The organism is Rhodoluna sp. KAS3, assembly GCF_026000575.1.
GTDB lineage: Bacteria > Actinomycetota > Actinomycetes > Actinomycetales > Microbacteriaceae > Rhodoluna.
In genome coordinates, this window is the sequence record NZ_AP026910.1 from 1,094,753 (window position 1) to 1,113,615 (window position 18,863).

Consider the following 18,863-nt stretch of genomic DNA (forward strand, 5'->3'; position numbering starts at 1 on the left):
TGACCAAATAAAAAGACTCCCCGCACACCCGCCAGAGCCCAGTTACCCTTGCTATCTTTCGATCCTGGGGGAGTTGGCCGAGGTGACGCCGCACGGGGAGTCCTTGAATAGTTTACCCGCTCCAGTCGCGACAGTAAATTGGCGCAATCTGGGTTCGCACCAATCGGGTGAATGGGTTTGTTAGCCTGAGTAAATGACTAATCAAAAGCGCTTGGGACTATGGTTCGCCGGCACATCTGCAATCTTCTTTACCCGCGCACTTTTGTTCTCAACTTTTGTTAGCCGAGGCCCTGAGGTTAAGGCCGCACTCAATCTGAACACAGCCGAAATGGGCCTTTTGAGCATGGTCTTCCCGGCCGGTGGAATTACCGGAATCTTGTTTGCTGGGTTGCTGGTGAATCGGTTTGGAACCCGGAAGGTAAACGCCGCCACCTACATAATTGCCGGCTTGAGTTTTGTTGCCCTGGGCCCAGCCGTTGTATCGGGCAACCTGTTCTTGGCCTCAGCAGCGCTGTTCTTTGTCGGCTTGCCGATGGCCATCAGCGACTTTGTCGGCAACATTGAAGGTACGGCTGTCGACAAAGCTTCAAAGCGCTCACTATTTCCGGCCATTCACGGATTATTTGGCGTCGGTATGCTCACCGGTGCAACTTTGGCCAGCTGGTTGATTGCGTCCAATGTTGGCCTCGATGTTTCGTTTATCGCAGTGGGTATTTTTGCCGGCGCGGTTTCTGTGGTTGCCGGCCTAACCTTTGACACCCGACCGAAAAAGCAAATTACCTCTTCAGGTAATCAAAGCGATAAAAAGCATGCTCTGCGGGTATGGACCGAAAAGCGCAGCTTGCTGATTGCGGTTATCGGATTCTCATTCATCCTGGCCGAGGGCGCCGCGGGTGTTTGGGTACCGATCGCACTAACCCAAACTGGATTCAGTGGCTCTGAGGCCGCCTTTGCATTTGGTGTTTTCTGGATTGTAATCACCATCGGTCGCCTAATCGGCGGAAGCATCGTTGACCTGATCGGTCGACGAATGGTTGTTCTTCTCTCGGCGTTAATTACCTCTTCAGGTATTTTGGTTTTCATGGCGGTTGACTTCATAGCACTGCCTTATATGGGCCTTGTTTTGTGGGGCTTGGGCATGGCAATTGGATTCCCAATGGCTATCGCATCGATGAGCGACGAACCAACAATGGCGCCAGCACGAATCAACATGATCATCAGCGTTGTGTACATTTCTGGAATCACAGTTGGCCCGGCTTTGGGCGCTGTAGGTCAAGTTGCCGGGCTCTACGTAGCCTTTGGAATTCCGCTGGTGATGATGTTGCTATCCGCTGCACTTAGCGGTGTCACTCGCCCACTAGCCAAGAACTAGATTCTTTGGTGCGCCGATGGACATTGAATTTGAAGGCACGGTTCATCGGTGGCGAAATAACGAGGGCATATTTCTAGTCAGTTTGCCCAAAGATTTGTCAGATGACATCAAAGAAATTTCAGAGGGCATGACCAACGGTTGGGGCTCACTGAAAGTAGAGGCCAAGCTGGGTTCAGTGGTTTGGCGCACATCGATATTTCCTGATCCCAAGACCGGCTGTTTTGACCTGCCTCTCAAAGCTGAGGTGAGAAAAAAGAACAACATCGATGAAGGCTCAGAGGTCAAAGTTCAATTGGATGTTCTTGGTTTCTAAGCAACCGGTAAACTGACCTAAGTAACAATCCAGGAGAATTCGCCTAGTGGCCTATGGCGCCAGCTTGGAAAGTTGGTTGGGTGCAAGCCCTCATGGGTTCGAATCCCATATTCTCCGCTCCAATTATTCGGGGGGTCTAAAAGCCCCTCGAATACTGGGTTAAGACCTTGTAATTACAGGGAAACAAGTCCCAGGGAGTTCTCCCCAGATGCTCCCTGGGCACTTATTACTTATTACTTTCCTTATTATTTCGGCAAAAATTGCGTCATACTGTACGCATGGTCAGAAGAACATCAGAGGAACTTTGGCAGGCTCGCAGTAAGCCACGCAAGAGGGGCGAAGGCTCTGTCTTTGAGATAACCGTCAATGGTCAGAGAAAGTTCAGAGCAACACGAACTCTCTACATGAACTCCGATGGAACGGCAGTCCAAGTTTCAGGCACTGGCGACAGCGAACAAGAGGCAATCCGCAGGCGTGATGAGAACTGGAAAAAGCGATTAGTCCAGATGGGAGAACTTCCCCTCTCCGCATTAGGTGCAAAGCCTAAGGAACTCAAGATGACCACCGAGGAGATGTTCTGGGCGTGGCTTGAGTGGAAATCCAGACAGACCGCAAGCGAACGCCGCATCACCCCCATCGTGGTATCTCAGTATGAGGGCGTTATCAGACTTCACATCGCTCCGGCCTTTGGCAAAGTTCCTGTCCGCCTGGTTAGCAAAAAGATTGTTGAGGAGTTCCTTTTTGAAACACTCCCTAACAAGCGAAAGACCATCAAGGATTCAGAGGGTCGCCTTGTAGAGACCGATGAGGAACTAATCGGATTATCAAAGAGACGAGCAACTCAGGGCGTTATCAACATGGCCTTCAGGTGGGCGTATGAAGAAAAACTAATCAGCGAGAACCCTACTATTGGCGTTCCCAAGATAGACAAGCCAATTAGCCCTGCCAAAGATGAGCACCTGGAAAAGAAGCTTTGGTATCCCAGTTATCTCGCTGAGAAACTTGAGGGTCAGCAGGACGAGGCTCGTTGGATGCTGATGATTACATGCGGTCTGAGAGCAAGTGAAAAACTTGGGGCTGAGTGGAGTTGCTTCAGTCGCTTGACTGGTGGAGGACTGGCAACTTTTGAGGTCAGGCAACAGTTAGCGATTGACCCAAAGACAAAGCGTATCTACATCAAGCCAGACACAAAGACCACCGCAGGCAATCGAATCATTCCTCTTGATAAGCGGATGGTCAAAATCATGAAGAACTACAAAGCCATTCAAGACGAGTGGAAGAAACTCCCATCCTGGAACCCACCCAAAGGGCTTGAAGATTTGGTATTCACCACGCCTGAGGGTAAGCCGATACGCCACCAGACTGATACGAAACAATGGCGTTCTCTCCTGGCAAGTTTGAAGATGCCGTTTGTGAGACAACACGCAATGCGACACATCGCCATCAGTAGCATGGTCAAACTTGGGATGCCGATTGAAATCATTAGGTCTATCGCAGGGCATCAAAGCGAGGCCATCACAAGGGCGACCTACACGCACCTCTCACCTTCCGCAAAGATTGAGACCATCACCAATTACACAGACCAAGTTTTCAAAACCAGAGACAAGAAGAACGCAGAAAAAGGCGAGTTAGCGAAGCCTAAAAGTAAAGCGTCGGAGCGAAAGAATACGATTGAAAAATGATTGACCAGGAACTCACTCCATCGCCTATTTTTGGCAGCAAACTCTCCCCTTTCGTCAAGTGGCCGGGAGGGAAATCGGGCGAACTGAAGAAGATTGCCTTAGCAGCTCCTAAAACCGCCAATAGATTCATTGAGCCGTTTCTTGGTGGTGGCTCAGTCCTTCTCTCAATTGACCCAAGCATCAAAGCCCTGGGAAACGACATCGTTCCTGAGTTGGTCGCCCTATACAGAGGCAGTTCCACGAACGACAAAGGGCTCTACACAGAACTTTTGCGTTTGGTCGTTGCCTGGAACAGTTTTAGCAAACATGAGACCCTTTGGTCTGATTTAGCCGTTGCCTTCATCCAGGGAAAAAGCGACATCAGCAAAGCGTTGAAAGCCATCCTTGAAATCACAAAGAGCGACCTAAAAGATTTTGACGAACCATTCAAAACAGAGTTTGCGAGACGACTGACCGCAGACCTGCCAAAGAAGATGAACCGCATCGGCGTTCTTCAGGAAAAGCATGGACGAGACCTTCCTCAGGATGAACTCATGGAGAACATAGAGGGGTTAGTCCGAGCATCGTTCTACATGGCAATTCGCTCAAGGTATAACAAAGCCAGGAGTGGCGAAATCTTCAACGATGTAAGAACAGCGGATTTCTTCTTCATCCGAGAGTATTGCTACGCCTCTATGTTCCGTTTCAATGCCTCAGACGAGTTCAATGTTCCTTATGGTGGCGTTTCATACAACCGCAAGGATTTCGCCGTCAAAGTGGAAACACTTTATTCAGAGGCCATGCGAGCCAGGCTTTCAAATGCTGAGTTCCACTTGTCTGACTTCACTGAGTTTGTGAAGAAGATTAGTCCTACAAAGGGCGACTTCATGTTCTTAGACCCTCCATACGACAGCGACTTCACTGACTACGACAACAGGTCTTTTGATAACACTGACCAGGGCCGACTTGCGAAAACGCTGAGCGAACTGGATGCCAACATCATGATTGTGATTGGCGATACTCCACTAATTCGCAGCCTCTACCCTGAGACACACTGGAACATCCAAACCGATGCCATGTTCTACAAATGGACAGTCAAGTCAAGAAACAATCGTGAGGCGAGCCACCTGACGATTACGAACTATGACTTATAGGTAAGTTTTCTTAACCCTGTTGATGCTGTCGCTGATTAGGTGGGCGTTCTTGCGATACTCGTCAAGGACGATTTCATAGCCCTTGGGACTGTCTGCAACGAAGTTCCAAAAATCGCTACTGATTAGCAGCTCGTCTTTGGCAAAAAACTGAAGAACACGACCCTGTTTCCAAGGATTGCCCTCGCCATAGCGGTTATAGCCAGTTGCGAAATAGATGCGGATGTTTTCGTCAGAGCCAAGTTGATTAGCCAAGATGCAGTATTGCTCAAGCAGGGCTTCTTTTTCAGAACGGGCTTTCTTGTTGTCCAAGTCGCCACCGAGTTTCAACTCAATAAGTGAGTAATCGCCCCTGGTCTTGTGCTTGAGGATGTAGTCGCTGTCGTGGCGTTTGCTGTGCTTTTGACCTTCACCCTTCATCGGGAAATCTTGGTAGTGCTCAATGGCCGGCTTGTGGCTATCAGCGGAGTTCTTATAGCGTTCAAGCAAGGCTCCGATTTTTGCTGTCTGCTCTGCGTAGAGAACACCTTCAACCTGCTGGCTGACTTCAAAATTGACTTTCGCAATACTGATAGCAATGCTCTCAATGAGATTTCCAAGACTGCTATCAAGCGAACGAGACAAGGCACTAAAAAAGCGGATTTCATCGCCAAGAGCAGCGACAAAGATGTTATGAACCTTGGAGTTGATTACGCCGTCAGGGTTGTCGTATTCGTCAATGTGTCGCTGTTCAAAACCAGCAGCCCAAGCTGAGACGGCTGAACTAACAATCAGCCTGATTTTTTCTTCCATGATTCCCCTAACAACTCCGTTAAAACCTAACGGTGTTGCCTGGGAAATGCGATTCATTCAGTTTTGTCTCTACGAACCTTGAACGAGAAAATCCGCATGAGAGGAGCGAAAAATCTCTTAACGGTGGCCTTGAACCTGGCACCTAATGAAACTCGTTTTTCAGGGGTTGCTTGGATTTCCTCAACTTGAGTATCACTTGATGGCTCAGAGTTGCTCTTGTTAGGCATTTGAGGCTCCCTGGAGACAGTTTCACTTGCGTTCTCAACTGGTGTTCCCTTGTGAGCCTTCAATGCGGCTAAGAGCGTTTCAGCCATTCCATCAGGAACAGAAATGAAACCACCTTGATGCGAAAGTCTTAGAACTCGGCGGGATGCCATGCGGTAATAAATCACGCCGTCAATCTTTTTAGAGCGTTGAACACGAACCTTTTTGAACTCACGCTTTGCCTTGTGCCATCGCCTAAGCGTCCTCTGCATGAAAAGAGCATCTTCTTTGCTAACAAGTGCCGTTGCAGTCGCAGGAACTAACCCCCAATAACCCCAGAACCGACCAATGCTCCCGGCCTCAATCCACAAATCAGGAGCACGATTTTGGTATTCCTTCACCCCACCCTTATTCGCTGATGAGTGCTTGCCAAAGTAATGCGAAATACTATGAGGCGTTTCTTTGTAGTAATCGGGCCATGCCTTCACTTGAGTTCCTGCCCTTAGATGTTTTTCTCTTTCATTCTCGTCAGGGTGAGCGACTATTTCCGCCCAAGTTTTTGAAAGCCAAAGTTGGAAATGCCCCAAGTCCATCGTGATGCTGGAAAGGATGTGAGTATGTGGAGCACCTCGTCGTTGAAACTCCAACTTCCAAACGCCTATAAGTGGCTTTTTGAACTTTGATTCATAGCGTTTTTTGAGGAGGGCGATGTGCCTCTTGGCTGCTTTGCCGTCAGTGGCAACAGTTTGCCAATCGCCTGGGTAAGTGAGCGTAATCATTACAGGGATTTGTTTCTCGCTCCCAAATAGTGGCGTGTAATCCAAAGACAGCAATCGCTTGAGCATGTTGGCACGAGACTTATACGACCACTGAGTTATCACTTGGCGTTCTACATAGTTTGAACGCTTAGCTAAAGGGAAGAGTTTCCTTGAAAAACGAATTGAGGCCGGCGTGAGCTCAATGTAGTAATCCGTAAGAGTGTCTTGATTACTCCGTTTTTCAACCTGGGGAATTGTGTCGCCTATTTCAGAAAGTCTTTTTTGTGTCGGACTGATTACAGGAGGCTTCTTTTTCTTCTTTTTTCTTGGCTTAGCCTTTGCCCTGGGCTTTTTAACCGCAGGCTCTTTTTCCTTCTCCTTTTCTTTTTTGTCCTCTTTTTGGATGTTTTCACTGCGGACAGTTATGGAAGATATAACAAGCCCTGAGACTTCATCTGTTTGCGGTAATTCACTCATGCCGATACCTATCGGCTGAGGGCAGAAAGACCCCTAAAAGACTGAGGAGATGGCTAACACTTGGTCGCTATCGGCTCGCCTCAAGGACATTCACTTCCGCTACGCAGGTCTCCGCTCCAGTTCCGCCCTTTTGCTCACCTCTGCTCAAGCGTTGTCGCCAGGCTCCACCGCTCCAGGAGGTGTTCTTTTGTCAGACCGCAAAGGTGTCATCCTGGTATCTCCCGAACCATCAAAATCCAAGACTTCTTCACTCGCAAAAATCCTTCTGTCTATACCAAAGAACCCTTGTCGAATCTCCGCAGAAAATACAGACCATGTTCCATACCAGCGATGAGGCTTTAGCCACCATTTGCCCTGTTTGAAGAACTTCAAATCGGGAGTTGCCTTGACGGCCTGAATAAAGCCGTCAAGGTCTTGCTCCGAAACGGCAGAGACAAAGATGTAGTCCTCGCCCCCACCCATCTTGAAATAACTGAGTGGTGGCACTGGGTCTGTTATTGGTGTCCAGTAATCAGCCCAGATGTTCCAGACTGTGCCTGCAACATAGAACTCCTTTGCCTCTGCCTTTCTCATTACTGCTGAGCCTTCAAGACTTCAACGCCAGAGATTTGAAAAGACCAAGAGGTCTTATCGGTCTGAAGCGGAGACCACTTTCCACCAGCGAGACCAATCAAGCGGATTGCGGTTAGTTCCTCAATCTGCTTTATCTTGTTGGCGATTTCTGCAGGAGTTGTGAGAGTGAAACTTTCCATTTCCTGCACTCCGCCAGGAACTTTCACCAATGCTGAGACTGTCCATACTGGAACGCCGTTTTTGTCCGTCTTGTGTTTTTCATCAACACCAAAACCTTCTGTCTTTGGACTGATTGCGATAAATCGCACAGTCTCAAAAGTGTTTGGGTGCAGCTGCAAGTAATAGCCGTAATTTGCCATGTTGTTTCCTTATTATTGAGGAGAGCCGGGTGCCCTCAACAGTAGTTATCGGCAGATTACTTATTATTTTCCTTATTACTTAATGCAGACGGCTACCCTTAAAAGCAAGTAAATAAAGGGCAAAAGGGTTAATGGGTGGAGACCCCCATTCTCCGCAGTGAAAAAGCCTCCAGAGTAATCTGGGGGCTTTTGTCATTCGGCAATAGTTCGAAATCTATAGGCTTGGTTGAATGGAACAACTGACTAGATTTCTACTTATTCTTCATGTGGCTGCAGGGTCACTTGCATTACTTGCCACGATCTTCGCCATTTCATTTCGCAAAGGTGCGAGGAAGCATAACTTTGCTGGCAAAACTTACTTTTGGTCGATGATGGCCGTTGCCGCAACAGCCATACCTGTATCGATTCTTCGCCCAAATATCATGTTGTTCTTTGTTGCCCTATTTTCTTCATACATGGCCTACGCCGGGTGGCGGTTCGGGCGCAAATCGCACTACATCTTGAAGCGCAAGCCTTACGTCGAATGGGGAATGCTCCTCGTTGGATTAGCGATGATTATCAGCGGGCTCCTAGAAGTATTCGCTGGAGGATCGATGGGTTGGGTTCTAGTTGCGTTTGGGGCTATAGGGCTTCAGTTCGCGGTCCAGGATTTACGAGGATGGGGAAAAGCGGAAGACTTCGGAACCAGAATCTCCAATCACCTCGCCCACATGCTCGGGGGAACAATCGCAACGGTCACGGCCGTGCTGGTTCAACAAGTTGTTCCGAGGCTTGATCCTTCCAGCGCATTCAAGGTTATTGTCTGGTTAGCCCCAACTGTCATCATCACACCGCTGATCATCATCTGGGCAAGGAAAGTAAAGGCAACTCAAAAGGTTCGTTTGTTCCAAAAGTGAATGCCGCGTTAGTCAACTTGGCGTAGAAAGATGGCGTAGAAAGCGATTTGGTACACCCTAGCCCCAGGATTTACGCGGGCAAGAGGGCGTTAGTGCGTATCAAGCATTCTCCGCGCAAATGAGAAATGCCCCTGACTTTCATCAGGGGCATTTTGGCTAACGAACTAAGTTCGTCCAACCAGACTCAAAAGGAAAAGTCCTGCACAAAGCAGAACAAATCCCAGACCAAGACCTGTCGGAGATCTCCAACCGTGCCAGCGCTCTTGAAAATCAAAACGCTTTCGGGTCCAAGAATCTCTCAACTCAACCCAGTCGGACATCTCCTGGATTTTCTTGTCTTTCTTTTCCTCGTTCATTTCTTCACTTTCTTCTATTCGAATTTGAGTGAAGCAAAATAATCAAAATAACAAGGCTTCTGGCTTATTTTACCAATCGAGATACATCAGTCTTGCGAATCATCAATCGCGCCTCAAACGTTGAGATGTCGCAGAAAGACGGCGTTGAAGCGCTTTTTTAAAACTGGGTCAGTTTTTCAAGTTTCTTGAGCTTTGGGAGGCTTTTGTAATCCCACTGGATGGCTGAAACCTGACCGAGCCACTTGGTGAGTTCTGGCGCTTGCACACTGGCCAAGTCGGCGACATCCCAGCTGGCCGCCTTGAACTTACCTAATGGAACAAGCCCTGGGCCCTCGAGAGACTGGCCGCTCCAGAACAAAACTTGAACACCACTCTTTTTGATGCTGTAACCAACAACCGGGTTTTGATCCAAAAACCAAACTGGATGCCCATGCCACACTTTGCCCTCAGCTGCGGGAACAACTTTTACAAACAGCTCGGCCAGCGCCTCACAGATCAGAGCCTGATCGGCGGTTTGGGCTTGGTTGTAGGCAAGGACATCAGCTGGAATGGTCATGGCTTCATAGTACGCGCGGCATTACAGGCGTCAACGAATTCAACCGGATTCATTAGCCCAGCTGCCCAACCCACTGAGGCAAGGTCGGCGTTCTCGATTTTTGTAAATCGCACACAGGCTTTGCCGATGTCCAGTTTCAAACCGGCTGCCTCCCAGCGCGATCGGAACTCGGTCTCGACATCGGTGTCTAAATAAACCGGCATGAGGTAAACCGAGAAGTGATTTTTTTGCGAAGCGAGACCGATGTAGTTGAGCGGCTGCCCGTTGTAGGTTGGGCCAGAAACATCTAGCGGCACCTCAAAACTGATCATGCCCCAACGCATGGTTTCTATAAAACCTGGCTGGATGTTTTGTCTCACAGCGGCCAGTAAGGCTTCAAGCCCTGCCCTACGCTCGGTCGACTGCTCTGCCAAATAGTCAGAAATAGTGGCGGCCGAAGACTGCATTTTTGCCTACTCGCTGCGCAAGGCAAGCATGTACTGCCCGCCACCCGGGGTTACCTGGGTACTGAATTTTTGCCCCGGAGCAAAACGTGAGAGGCGATCTAGCAACCATTCGGCAGCCTGATTGGCATCACGCTCATCAGGGCACCGAGCCACGATTTCACGGCCGCCTTTACGAGCCAAACGTTCAACGGTTTCAAAAATCGGGGCTGGGTCAACCACAAAAAGATCTGGTGACCAAGGGACAACTGGGGCAATTTTGCCCTTCATGGTGTTGCAAGCGCGGTGAGCTAGGCGCTCAATTACAGCTGAACCCTTTTTTGCCTTGGCGGCAGCGTAGCTATCAACGCTTGGACCTAGATCTGAATTAGTCGATGCCTCTGGATCAACCTCGGAGTCACACAACCAGCATCGCCAACCATCGCGTTGCCCAACTTCATTCAAATCACTCATGAGTTGAGATTACGCTATTTGAAAGTTGAGACCCAAAGGAGACTGCGCATGGCAATGACCGCCGAAGAAAAACAGGCTATGAAAGAGACCATGGCCGAACGGTCAAAGGCTCGCAAGAAAATGACGCCTGAGCAGCTCGAAGCCGAGGTCCTAGAAAAGGTAGCGGTCATGGCTCCGGCCGACCGCGCGATTGCCGAGAAAATTCACGAACTGGTTAAGACTCACGCCCCATCGCTGCAGCCCAAGACCTGGTACGGAATGCAGGCATACTGCAATGCTGAGGGCAAGACCGTGGTGTTCTTTCAAGACAGCGGAAAATTCAAGACGCGCTATTGCACACTTGGTTTTCAGGATGCAGCCCAGCTTGACGAAGGCTCAATGTGGCCAACCTCTTATGCGGTGAACGAAATTACCCCGGCCATTGAAAAGCAGATTACCGAGCTGATTAAGCGCGCAGTTAGTTAGTGACGAACCGGCACTTCATTGCGCAAACCGATGAAGCCCAGCACAGCTGCTGCAACTAACAGGATTGCCATAAAAGTACCAACGCCGGCGATGTCAGCCCCAAAGACCATGCTGGTCAGAGGCGCTGCGATTGCTCCTGACAATGAGGTGGCAAAGCCAATCAATCCGGCCGCTACACCAGCGCGCTCGGCGTGGTCTTTCATGGCCATTCCCATGATGTTGGCCATGGTGAAACCCATCACCGATACAGCTAGGGCATAGCCCACAATCGTCAACAAAAGATCGTGAATTTCAAAGACGTTAATTGTGACCATTACGGCCGCAGCCAAGAGCCCCTGAGATAGCCCGTAGCGCATCAAACTGATGCTCGAAACATGCTTGAGCAAGTAACGGTTGAGTGAGTTTGCGCCAAACATAACCACGGTCACGGCCGCAAAGGCATAGGTGTATTCGGTAGGTGTAAGCCCAAAGCCCTGCTGCAGTGCAAATGGAGCACCCGCAATAAAGCTGGCGACCGAACCAAACAACACACCACCGAGCACGATCAAAACCACAAAGCGAGAATCGCGCAGCACGTGCGCCCAAGCTGAAAAGGTTGCACCAAAACTTAGCTCGCTTCGAGCGCTCTGCGGGAGACTCTCAGGGAGGTAAGCGGCCACAAATCCCATAACGGCGGCACCCATAAATGCCAAGAAGATAAACACGATGTGCCAGTCGCCCAACAACAAAAGCTGACCGCCAACCAGCGGGGCCAGCACTGGAGCCAAACTTGAAATTGCAGCCTGAGTTGAGTAGAGCTTGGCCGCATTGTCACCCGTGGCCATGTCACGGATAAACGCATTGACGATTACAAAACCGGCTGCAGCAGAAAAGCCCAGAATAAATCGGGCAATGATCATCCAGGTGACATCTGGCGCCGCCAGACAGGCTATCGATGCCACGATGAATACGCTCAGGGCAATCATTAGCGGCCGCCTGCGACCAAGTGCGTCAGTGATTGGCCCAACAAAAACCTGACCCATGGCCATGCCCAGAAGACTGGCTGTGATGGTTAGTTGAACGAGGGTCTCGGTAGTCCTGAAGTACAAAATCAGCGCTGGTAGTGCCGGTAGATACATATCAAACTGGAACGGACCGAGGGCTGAAATTAGGCCCATGGTCGCAGATTGGCGCTTTTTAATGGCAGGCATTCGGTTCAAAACCAATCAGATGACAGTTTTATTCCGTTAGGACAAAACTTTTTTGATGCGCTGAACCGATGCGGTTTCAGCGGTGCCCAGAGATTGAGCAAAGAGGCTAATTCTAAACTCTTCGATGAGCCAACGCGCTGCCACCAATTTTTCTGAGGCACCAGCCTTTAGCGGAAAGGTTCCGCCGGCAAAAATGTAAAGGCCAATAGCTTGGTCTAGTTCGGCCGTGGCTTGACGGTCGCGAACCGAATTCTCGATCAATTTGTCCATGCGCTGTTTGATTGCCTGCAGGTAGACCACCAGGCGCGGCAGCCGATCAAGGCCAACTGCGCTGACAAACTTTGGCTGAATTAGTTCGGCCACGTGGGTCTTTTCAGCGGTAAGCACCGACAAGAAATCGAATGACTTGACCTCACCGATGGCCTTATTTGCCTCGCGAGCTGCAACAGCAATCTTGGTAACCAGCGCAGAGACCTCGAAAGCCTGCTCAACAATAATTGCCGAAACCGAATCTCTGATCTGCTCAAATTCTCGTTTGGTGAAAATTCGCCCGGTTGGCTCAACCCGCCGAATTTCGCGCTCAGCAACGGCAGCAATCACGTCATCGATGAATGCGTTGAAGTTTGGGTACGGCAACCCAGCAATTGCCAGCTTCTCGTTTTGCGCCAGGTGAGATTCAACGTATTTTGCCGGGCTCGCAATCGCGCCTGCAACCAATGCAACAACGCCACGGATGTGGTGCAACGTCTGCTCTGATTCGGTAGAGAACAGCCTGATGTTCACGCCATCGTGTGCAGCGACCAGCGCCGGAAAAGCACGAACGACATTATTGCCGTGCTTTGACTCGATGCTTTTCTCGAGAAAGTCGAAATCCCATGCTTTGAGGCCATCGCGCTCGATTGGAGAGTGCACTTTCTCGACTACCTGGGCAACCGCTCCTCGACCACTCTCTGCGTGTTTTTCTTGGAGCGCCGAAAGGTCGGTGCCCAGCCCAAGTGTGCGGCCCCCGGCATCAACCACTCGGTAGGTCATCTTTAGGGAGGTCGGCAGTTTAGAAACATCAAAGTCAGTCGCATCGATTTTTGTACCGCTCAACTGCTGCAGAGTTTTTGCAAGCGTAGTCAGCAGGCTTCCGGCAGGCTCGGCCGGCAAGACAGCCAAGGCTTTTGCCGCCCAGTCAGCAGCCGGCACAACGTTTCGGCGAATCGCTTTGGGCAAGCTGCGCAGAAGTTCGGTTACCAATTCGGCGCGCATTCCCGGCACCAGCCAGTCAAACTCTTCAGGCCTCAAACTGGCCAAAAGCGGCAATGGAACATCCACCGTCACGCCGTCATCGGTGGCGCCCGGCTCGAACCGGTAGCGCAACTTGAGTTGCTGCCCGTTGTGCAACCACTCGCGCGGGTGTTCGTGTTCGTCCGGCTTGGCAACTTCCTCACCCAGCAACAGCTCGCGGGTCATATTTAGCTGCGATGGGTCCTCGTGCTTGGCCTTGCGCCACCAACCTTCGAAAGTGCGGGTTGAGACCACCTCGGCCGGAACGCGGGCAAGGTAAAAACGATAGATGTCATCTTCATCAGGTGCCAGCTGCGGTTTTCTGGCGCGATCAGCGTTGGCTTCAAGCTGTTTGATTAGAGTCCGGTTAGCGCGGTCAAAGGCCTGTTTTGAATCCCACTCCCCCAAAACCAATGCGTGACGAATAAACAGCTCGCGACAAAGTTCGGCATCGATTCGCGAGTACTGCATGCGACGCGAGACCACGATTGGCACACCAAATAGCATGACGCGTTCGTAGGCAACAACCGAGCCCTGGGATTTTTCCCAGTGCGGTTCGCTAAAACTTCGCTTCACCAAATTTCCGGCCAACGGCTCGGCCCAAGCGGGGTCAATCGCTGCGTTCATCCGGGCAAAAAGACGGCTGGTTTCAACCAATTCGGCGCTCATGATTGCAGCCGGTGCCTTTTTGGCAACCGTTGACCCCGGAAAGATGACGAACTTTTTACCGTTTGAGCCCAGGTACTCGCCCGGACCCTTATTGGTTTTAGCGGCCGAGCCACCCTTAACCAAATCTGCACCCTTTTTCTCGGTGAGCTGGCGCAAACCAATCTGACTCAACAGGCCGGCTAGCAAACTCTTGTGAATGCCGTCTGGGTCCACTTTTGGAATACCGACAACCAGGTCTAGCGGCTTGGCAATTGACTTGAGCTGCCGAATGAGGTCTTGCCATTCACGCACGCGCAGGTAATTGAGGTACTCGTTCTTACACAAACGCCTAAACGCCGAGGATGAAAGTTTTTGCTGCTGCTCCTCTAGGTAGTTCCAGAGGTTTAGCAAACTCAAAAAGTCGCTGGTCGGGTCGGCAAATCTGGCGTGAGCCAAATCAGCTTGCGGGCGCTTAGCCAGCGGTCGCTCGCGCGGGTCCTGAATGGTCAGGCCGGCCACGATGATCATGACCTCGCGCACCAGCCCAAAGTTCTTTGACTCCAAGAGCATGCGGGCAAACCTTGGCTCCATCGGCAGCCGGGCTAGGCTGCGACCAACCGGTGTAAGCCGAATGGACTTGCCCTTGGCATCATCGACAGCACCCAGCTCTGCCAAGAGGCCTAGACCGTCTTTTACACCTCTCGGATCAGGCGGTTGTAAAAACGGAAATTGGGTTATGTCACCAAGACCCAAGTTGGCCGCTTGAAGAATTACCGAAGCCAAATTAGTGCGCAGAATTTCTGGATCGGTGAATGCCGGCCGCGACTCAAAATCATCTTCGGCATACAGACGAATCACAATTCCGGGGCTGGTTCGGCCTGCGCGCCCGGCACGCTGATTGGCACTTGCCTGAGAGATAGCCTCGATGGGCAGGCGCTGAACCTTTGCCTTTGGGCTGTAACGAGAAATTCGGGCTGTTCCGGCATCGATGACGTATTTGATGTTCGGGATCGTCAAACTGGTTTCAGCCACGTTGGTGGCCAGAATTACCCGCCGACGAAGCCCAACCAACTTGCTCTTCTCAAAAACCCGGTGCTGTTCAGCCGCGCTGAGTCGACCATAAAGCGGCAGAACCTCGGTGCCTTTGACCAGTGCACCGCTGGTGATACTGCCCTCAATGGCATCCTGTGCGTCACGAATTTCAGACTCGCCAGACAAGAACACCAGGGTGTCACCCTCGGCCTCAGATTGCAGTTCTTTCAGAGCACGGATGATGCCATCGATGTAATCAGAAGCCGTGGTTTCTTCATCGGGATCGGTGTCGTCATGGGCCTCGCGAGCGGTTGGCCGGTAACGCACCTCAATCGGGTAGGTTCGCCCAGAAACTTCGATAATCGGTGCACCACCAAAGTGATTGCTAAAAGACTCTGGGTCGATGGTGGCTGAGGTGATGATGACTTTGAGGTCAGGCCGCTTCGGCAGCAACTGTTTGATGTATCCCAGCAAGAAGTCGATATTGAGGCTGCGCTCGTGTGCTTCGTCGATGATGATGGTGTCGTATTGCTCAAGTTTTCGGTGCCGCTGCATTGAGTTGAGCAAAATTCCATCGGTCATGACTTTGACCTTGGTGTCGGCACTGACCTTATCGGTGAACCTAACCTGGTAACCAACCAGGCCGCCCAAATCAACCTTTAGCTCTTCAGCAATGCGCTCAGCCACAGCACGCGCAGCAATTCTGCGGGGTTGGGTGTGAGCAATGCTGGTTCGACCCAGCTCAAGGCACATCTTTGGAATCTGGGTGGTCTTACCCGAACCCGTGGCACCGGCAATAACCACCACTTGATGATCACGGATAGCCTCGAGAATCTCATCTCTTCGCTGACTAACCGGTAGGTCGGCCGGATAGCTGATTTGCAGGTCAGGCATTAGTCAGTAGCAGGCCAGCCACCCGGCGGGCCAACAAAAAGCAGCAGCGCAAAAATACCAACAACCAACAAAAGTAGTGCCACCGTTAGTAGCAATGGGCGCACAATGAACCAGCGGTAAAGGCGGTCAAACCAGTGGTCATCGCGGGCATCTCCCGAATGCTCGCGGCGCCATTCACCGACCAATAGACCCTTACGCTCAACCTGCTTTTCAAACGGGATGGTGGCATACGGAATCACAGCAAGGACCACGGCCAGAACCGTGCGACCAAGACCCCAACGCTGGTTTACACCGACGAGTGCCGAAATTACGGCGTACCCAAGAAATACGGCGCCGTGCAGACCTCCGACAACCGTGACTACCCCAGACGGGAGTTCGGTGAGAGCGTTCGCGAGCAAACCTGCCAAAAGGAGCGTCCAGGTGACACCCTCGCTGAGGGCGAACACTCGAAACAAAGACCGTGGAGTCAACATTTCTTCAGTCTAATTCGACTAGTGAACGTGACTGCGTTCTAGCTTGGCGCCCTCAACGTCAACGTCTGGCAAAACTCGGTCTAACCACTTCGGAATCCACCAGGCTTTGTCGCCCAGCAAAGACATCACGGCAGGCACCAGAATCAAGCGGACCAAGAATGCATCAATCAGAACACCGATGGCTAGACCAAAACCGATAGGCCTTACCGAGGTGACGTGCGAGAACGCAAAGCCACCGAACACGGTGATCATGATGATTGCCGCTGCAACCACCACGGCACGACCCAAGTGAATTCCCTGATCAATTGCCTCACGAGCAGACTTGCCGTGCACGTAGGCTTCGCGCATTCCCGACACCAAGAACAACTGATAGTCCATGGCTAGACCAAACAGGATTCCAATCAACATCGTCGGCAAGAAGCTCAGGATTGGTCCAGGGTTGTGAATGTCAAAGAGGAACCCGAGCCAGCCCCACTGGTGAACTGCAACAACAGCGCCAAGGGTTGCAAACACAGTTAGCAAGAAGCCAACGCTTGCGATGATTGGCACCGCGATTGACCGGAACACGAGAGTCATCAACAAAATCGAAAGCAACAGAACGGTACCGAGGTAAATCGGCAGGGCGTCGTTGAGCTTTTGAGAAATATCGATGTTTGTCGCGGTAATTCCGGTGACACCGAGGGTGGCATCGTAAGCCTCGGCAAACTCAGATTCCAGTGCACGGATGTCACGAACCAGGTTCTCAGTTTCTTCGGTTGACGGACCTTCTGATGGAACGACCGAGAAAATCATGGTTTTCCCGTCGTCAGAAACTCCGCCCGGCACAACGGCTGAAATATTGTCGAGGGCCATTAGGTCGCCGACAATAGCTGCCTGCAACTCAAGTTCTGCGGTCTCGTCGAGGGCAGACTCAATGGCCACCACTGAAATAATTTGCCCGTTTGCGCCCTCACCAAAAGCATCGGTGGTGAGTGTGTAAGCACGGTAGGCCGTGCTGTCTTCTGGCTCAGAACCACCATCTGGCAAACCAAGACGCATGCTTGAAGACGGCAAAGCTACGGTTGCCAAAATCACACCGGCAAACAACAGTGCCAGCCACGGATGCTTGGCAGCCCAAACCGACTTGGTTGAGGCTTTGGCCTCGACTGCATCGTGCAACTCTTCAGCCGAGTGCACCGGCTTGGTTGCTGCCACAGCTGCGCGCTCTTTTTCACTAAGAATTCGCATGCCGACCAGGCTCAATAGAGCCGGCGTAAAGGTAAGTGCTGCCGCAACAGAAATCAGAATCGCGATGGCACCCATTGAGCCCATCATGCCCAAGAATCCAACGCCGGTCAGGTTCAAAGCAACCAGCGCAATCACAACAGTCAAACCCGCAAACAGCACAGCGTTGCCCGAGGTTCCATTGGCCAGCGCAATTGATTCGCGAAGATCCATGCCGGTCTTCAACTGGCGGCGGTGGCGGTTGAGCACAAACAGTGAGTAGTCAATTCCAACAGCCAGCCCCAGCATGACGCCAAGAATCGGGGTAGTTGATGTCATTTCAATGACAGAGGCCAACGACAGAGTGATGGCTGCCGAAATACCCACACCCAAAATGGCTGATAGAACCGGCAAACCCGCACCGATAAATGTGCCGAGCATGACAAACAAAACGACAGCGGCAATCATCAGACCGATGGCCTCACCGATTCCGAGGATGCCACCGAGTGACTGGCTTAGGTCCTGCGAAACTTCTACCTCAACCGAGCCCAAATCTGCGTTGGCAATTAGGTCGGTGGCGGCAGTGATTTCTGGCTTCTCAATTTGTGAGAGTGGGCCATCAAAATAGATTGCCGCGAGTGCAGTTTGGCCGTCATCAGAAACGGTTCCAAAATTCTCGGCAGCGGCCAAAAGCTGTTCACCAAGCTCAAGCTTTGGCAGGTTTTCAGCAATCTCAGCCAAACCTTCATCAATCTTTGCTTGCCCATCAGCTAGTTCGGCTCGCATGTATTCAAGCTGCGCAGCGGGCATAAGCCCCTGGGCCTGCTCGAGTCCGGCCAGGCCTTCATCGATTGCTGCCTGCGCCTGAGCTAGCTGCTCTTTGGCAACTTCGATTTCGGCATAGCCGTCGGCAATTTCTTGACGGCTGGCATCTAGTGACTCCTGAGTCTCAAACGGATTCAGCGTGTCTGCAACGCTCGGCAGCTTATTTACCTCAGCCAAGACAGCGCTGATTGCGTCCTTCTCAGCCTGGGTAAAGGCCACACCATCGGTGGCATGAAAAACCACCTGGCCTGAACCGCGACTGGCATCAGGGAAAGACTTCTTAAGCTGATCAATCACCAACTGAGATTCAATGCCAGCGATAGAAAGACTGGTCGAGAGCTTTGCGTTGGCGGCAATCGCTAAACCGCCCATCGACGCCAAAATCAAAACCCAAGAAACGACAATTAGCCAAGCCCGTTTTGCGGAGAACTGACCAAGTCGATACAGCAATTCAGCCATTGTGTGACCATCTTTCTAAGCATCGATGAACTAGTTGT

18 protein-coding genes, 1 tRNA gene and 1 other RNA gene are annotated in these 18,863 nt (G+C 51.3%); 7 read left to right on the forward strand and 13 right to left on the reverse strand.

Annotated elements, in window-relative coordinates:
* Positions 1-8: 8 nt before the first annotated feature.
* An RNA gene (ffs, locus tag OO731_RS05495) (signal recognition particle sRNA small type) lies at positions 9-105 on the reverse strand.
* A gap of 88 nt (positions 106-193) precedes the next feature.
* Here ffs and OO731_RS05500 point away from each other — a divergent pair.
* The 5 genes from OO731_RS05500 (at position 194) to OO731_RS05520 (ending at position 4,500) form a co-directional block, all read left to right on the forward strand.
* Entirely contained in the window at positions 194-1,372 is a 1,179-nt protein-coding gene (locus tag OO731_RS05500; RefSeq protein ID WP_264889954.1) for an MFS transporter, read from the forward strand.
* Positions 1,373-1,388: 16 nt separating this feature from the next.
* On the forward strand, positions 1,389-1,685 hold the full coding sequence (locus OO731_RS05505) for a DUF1905 domain-containing protein (RefSeq protein ID WP_264889955.1): 297 nt from the start codon (positions 1,389-1,391) through the stop codon (positions 1,683-1,685).
* A gap of 32 nt (positions 1,686-1,717) precedes the next feature.
* Positions 1,718-1,802, forward strand: a tRNA-Ser gene (locus OO731_RS05510).
* 161 nt (positions 1,803-1,963) lie between these two features.
* Positions 1,964-3,367 carry a tyrosine-type recombinase/integrase gene (locus OO731_RS05515; RefSeq protein ID WP_264889956.1) on the forward strand — a complete coding sequence of 468 codons (1,404 nt, stop codon included), beginning with the start codon at positions 1,964-1,966 and terminating at the stop codon, positions 3,365-3,367.
* On the forward strand, positions 3,364-4,500 hold the full coding sequence (locus tag OO731_RS05520; RefSeq protein WP_264889957.1) for a DNA adenine methylase: 1,137 nt from the start codon (positions 3,364-3,366) through the stop codon (positions 4,498-4,500). The genes OO731_RS05515 and OO731_RS05520 overlap by 4 nt, the downstream gene beginning before the upstream one ends.
* On the opposite strand, the gene OO731_RS05525 is transcribed toward OO731_RS05520, so the two are convergent.
* From OO731_RS05525 to OO731_RS05540, 4 genes are all read right to left on the reverse strand, one after another.
* A complete protein-coding gene (locus OO731_RS05525; RefSeq protein WP_264889958.1) occupies positions 4,495-5,289 on the reverse strand; it encodes a TdeIII family type II restriction endonuclease in 795 nt (264 codons plus the stop codon). The genes OO731_RS05520 and OO731_RS05525 overlap by 6 nt on opposite strands.
* 53 nt (positions 5,290-5,342) lie before the next feature.
* A complete protein-coding gene (locus OO731_RS05530) occupies positions 5,343-6,728 on the reverse strand; it encodes a hypothetical protein (protein ID WP_264889959.1) in 1,386 nt (461 codons plus the stop codon).
* Positions 6,729-6,872: 144 nt separating this feature from the next.
* Positions 6,873-7,301 carry a hypothetical protein gene (locus OO731_RS05535; RefSeq protein ID WP_264889960.1) on the reverse strand — a complete coding sequence of 143 codons (429 nt, stop codon included), beginning with the start codon at positions 7,299-7,301 and terminating at the stop codon, positions 6,873-6,875.
* Complete coding sequence (locus OO731_RS05540; RefSeq protein ID WP_264889961.1) at positions 7,301-7,660, reverse strand: hypothetical protein; 360 nt, start codon at positions 7,658-7,660, stop codon at positions 7,301-7,303. Before OO731_RS05540 ends, OO731_RS05535 begins: the two co-directional genes overlap by 1 nt.
* A gap of 230 nt (positions 7,661-7,890) precedes the next feature.
* Here OO731_RS05540 and OO731_RS05545 point away from each other — a divergent pair, with 230 nt between their 5' ends.
* The gene (locus OO731_RS05545) at positions 7,891-8,556 is read left to right on the forward strand and encodes a hypothetical protein (RefSeq protein WP_264889962.1); all 666 of its coding nucleotides are present in this window, start codon (positions 7,891-7,893) and stop codon (positions 8,554-8,556) included.
* A 164-nt stretch (positions 8,557-8,720) separates the two neighbouring features.
* Here OO731_RS05545 and OO731_RS05550 read toward each other — a convergent pair whose 3' ends face one another.
* The 4 genes from OO731_RS05550 to OO731_RS05565 all read right to left on the reverse strand — a co-directional run bounded on the left by OO731_RS05550 (position 8,721) and on the right by OO731_RS05565 (position 10,364).
* Positions 8,721-8,912 (reverse strand): hypothetical protein, encoded by a 192-nt coding sequence (locus tag OO731_RS05550; RefSeq protein ID WP_264889963.1) that lies wholly within the window; start codon positions 8,910-8,912, stop codon positions 8,721-8,723.
* A 157-nt stretch (positions 8,913-9,069) separates the two neighbouring features.
* Positions 9,070-9,468 (reverse strand): DUF1801 domain-containing protein, encoded by a 399-nt coding sequence (locus tag OO731_RS05555; protein WP_264889964.1) that lies wholly within the window; start codon positions 9,466-9,468, stop codon positions 9,070-9,072.
* Positions 9,465-9,914, reverse strand: a complete 450-nt coding sequence (locus tag OO731_RS05560) for a DUF1801 domain-containing protein (protein WP_264889965.1) — start codon at positions 9,912-9,914, stop codon at positions 9,465-9,467. Before OO731_RS05560 ends, OO731_RS05555 begins: the two co-directional genes overlap by 4 nt.
* Before the next feature lie 6 nt (positions 9,915-9,920).
* Complete coding sequence (locus OO731_RS05565) at positions 9,921-10,364, reverse strand: hypothetical protein (RefSeq protein ID WP_264889966.1); 444 nt, start codon at positions 10,362-10,364, stop codon at positions 9,921-9,923.
* A gap of 48 nt (positions 10,365-10,412) precedes the next feature.
* Between OO731_RS05565 and OO731_RS05570 the strand changes: the two genes are divergently transcribed.
* Positions 10,413-10,829 carry a DUF1801 domain-containing protein gene (locus OO731_RS05570; protein ID WP_264889967.1) on the forward strand — a complete coding sequence of 139 codons (417 nt, stop codon included), beginning with the start codon at positions 10,413-10,415 and terminating at the stop codon, positions 10,827-10,829.
* Here OO731_RS05570 and OO731_RS05575 read toward each other — a convergent pair.
* From OO731_RS05575 to OO731_RS05590, 4 genes are read right to left on the reverse strand one after another with little or no spacing between them, the layout of a single operon-like run.
* Positions 10,826-12,019, reverse strand: a complete 1,194-nt coding sequence (locus OO731_RS05575) for a multidrug effflux MFS transporter (RefSeq protein ID WP_264889968.1) — start codon at positions 12,017-12,019, stop codon at positions 10,826-10,828. The two genes, OO731_RS05570 and OO731_RS05575, sit on opposite strands and share 4 nt — an antisense overlap.
* Before the next feature lie 36 nt (positions 12,020-12,055).
* Positions 12,056-15,865 (reverse strand): ATP-dependent RNA helicase HrpA, encoded by a 3,810-nt coding sequence (gene hrpA, locus OO731_RS05580; RefSeq protein WP_264889969.1) that lies wholly within the window; start codon positions 15,863-15,865, stop codon positions 12,056-12,058.
* Positions 15,865-16,338, reverse strand: coding sequence for a DUF3817 domain-containing protein (locus tag OO731_RS05585; protein WP_264889970.1), 474 nt, complete (start codon positions 16,336-16,338; stop codon positions 15,865-15,867). The genes hrpA and OO731_RS05585 overlap by 1 nt, the downstream gene beginning before the upstream one ends.
* 18 nt (positions 16,339-16,356) lie before the next feature.
* Positions 16,357-18,825 (reverse strand): MMPL family transporter, encoded by a 2,469-nt coding sequence (locus OO731_RS05590; protein WP_264889971.1) that lies wholly within the window; start codon positions 18,823-18,825, stop codon positions 16,357-16,359.
* Between the last annotated feature and the right edge of the window lie 38 nt (positions 18,826-18,863).

Excerpts from the sequence above, each read along its gene's own strand:
- OO731_RS05500 (WP_264889954.1), top strand. The coding sequence starts at position 194 with ATGACTAATCAAAAGCGCTTGGGACTATGGTTCGCCGGCACATCTGCA.
- OO731_RS05505 (WP_264889955.1), top strand. The coding sequence starts at position 1,389 with ATGGACATTGAATTTGAAGGCACGGTTCATCGGTGGCGAAATAACGAG.
- OO731_RS05515 (WP_264889956.1), top strand. The coding sequence starts at position 1,964 with ATGGTCAGAAGAACATCAGAGGAACTTTGGCAGGCTCGCAGTAAGCCA.
- OO731_RS05520 (WP_264889957.1), top strand. The coding sequence starts at position 3,364 with ATGATTGACCAGGAACTCACTCCATCGCCTATTTTTGGCAGCAAACTC.
- OO731_RS05525 (WP_264889958.1), bottom strand. The coding sequence starts at position 5,289 with ATGGAAGAAAAAATCAGGCTGATTGTTAGTTCAGCCGTCTCAGCTTGG.
- OO731_RS05530 (WP_264889959.1), bottom strand. The coding sequence starts at position 6,728 with ATGAGTGAATTACCGCAAACAGATGAAGTCTCAGGGCTTGTTATATCT.
- OO731_RS05535 (WP_264889960.1), bottom strand. The coding sequence starts at position 7,301 with ATGAGAAAGGCAGAGGCAAAGGAGTTCTATGTTGCAGGCACAGTCTGG.
- OO731_RS05540 (WP_264889961.1), bottom strand. The coding sequence starts at position 7,660 with ATGGCAAATTACGGCTATTACTTGCAGCTGCACCCAAACACTTTTGAG.
- OO731_RS05545 (WP_264889962.1), top strand. The coding sequence starts at position 7,891 with ATGGAACAACTGACTAGATTTCTACTTATTCTTCATGTGGCTGCAGGG.
- OO731_RS05550 (WP_264889963.1), bottom strand. The coding sequence starts at position 8,912 with ATGAACGAGGAAAAGAAAGACAAGAAAATCCAGGAGATGTCCGACTGG.
- OO731_RS05555 (WP_264889964.1), bottom strand. The coding sequence starts at position 9,468 with ATGACCATTCCAGCTGATGTCCTTGCCTACAACCAAGCCCAAACCGCC.
- OO731_RS05560 (WP_264889965.1), bottom strand. The coding sequence starts at position 9,914 with ATGCAGTCTTCGGCCGCCACTATTTCTGACTATTTGGCAGAGCAGTCG.
- OO731_RS05565 (WP_264889966.1), bottom strand. The coding sequence starts at position 10,364 with ATGAGTGATTTGAATGAAGTTGGGCAACGCGATGGTTGGCGATGCTGG.
- OO731_RS05570 (WP_264889967.1), top strand. The coding sequence starts at position 10,413 with ATGGCAATGACCGCCGAAGAAAAACAGGCTATGAAAGAGACCATGGCC.
- OO731_RS05575 (WP_264889968.1), bottom strand. The coding sequence starts at position 12,019 with ATGCCTGCCATTAAAAAGCGCCAATCTGCGACCATGGGCCTAATTTCA.
- hrpA (WP_264889969.1), bottom strand. The coding sequence starts at position 15,865 with ATGCCTGACCTGCAAATCAGCTATCCGGCCGACCTACCGGTTAGTCAG.
- OO731_RS05585 (WP_264889970.1), bottom strand. The coding sequence starts at position 16,338 with ATGTTGACTCCACGGTCTTTGTTTCGAGTGTTCGCCCTCAGCGAGGGT.
- OO731_RS05590 (WP_264889971.1), bottom strand. The coding sequence starts at position 18,825 with ATGGCTGAATTGCTGTATCGACTTGGTCAGTTCTCCGCAAAACGGGCT.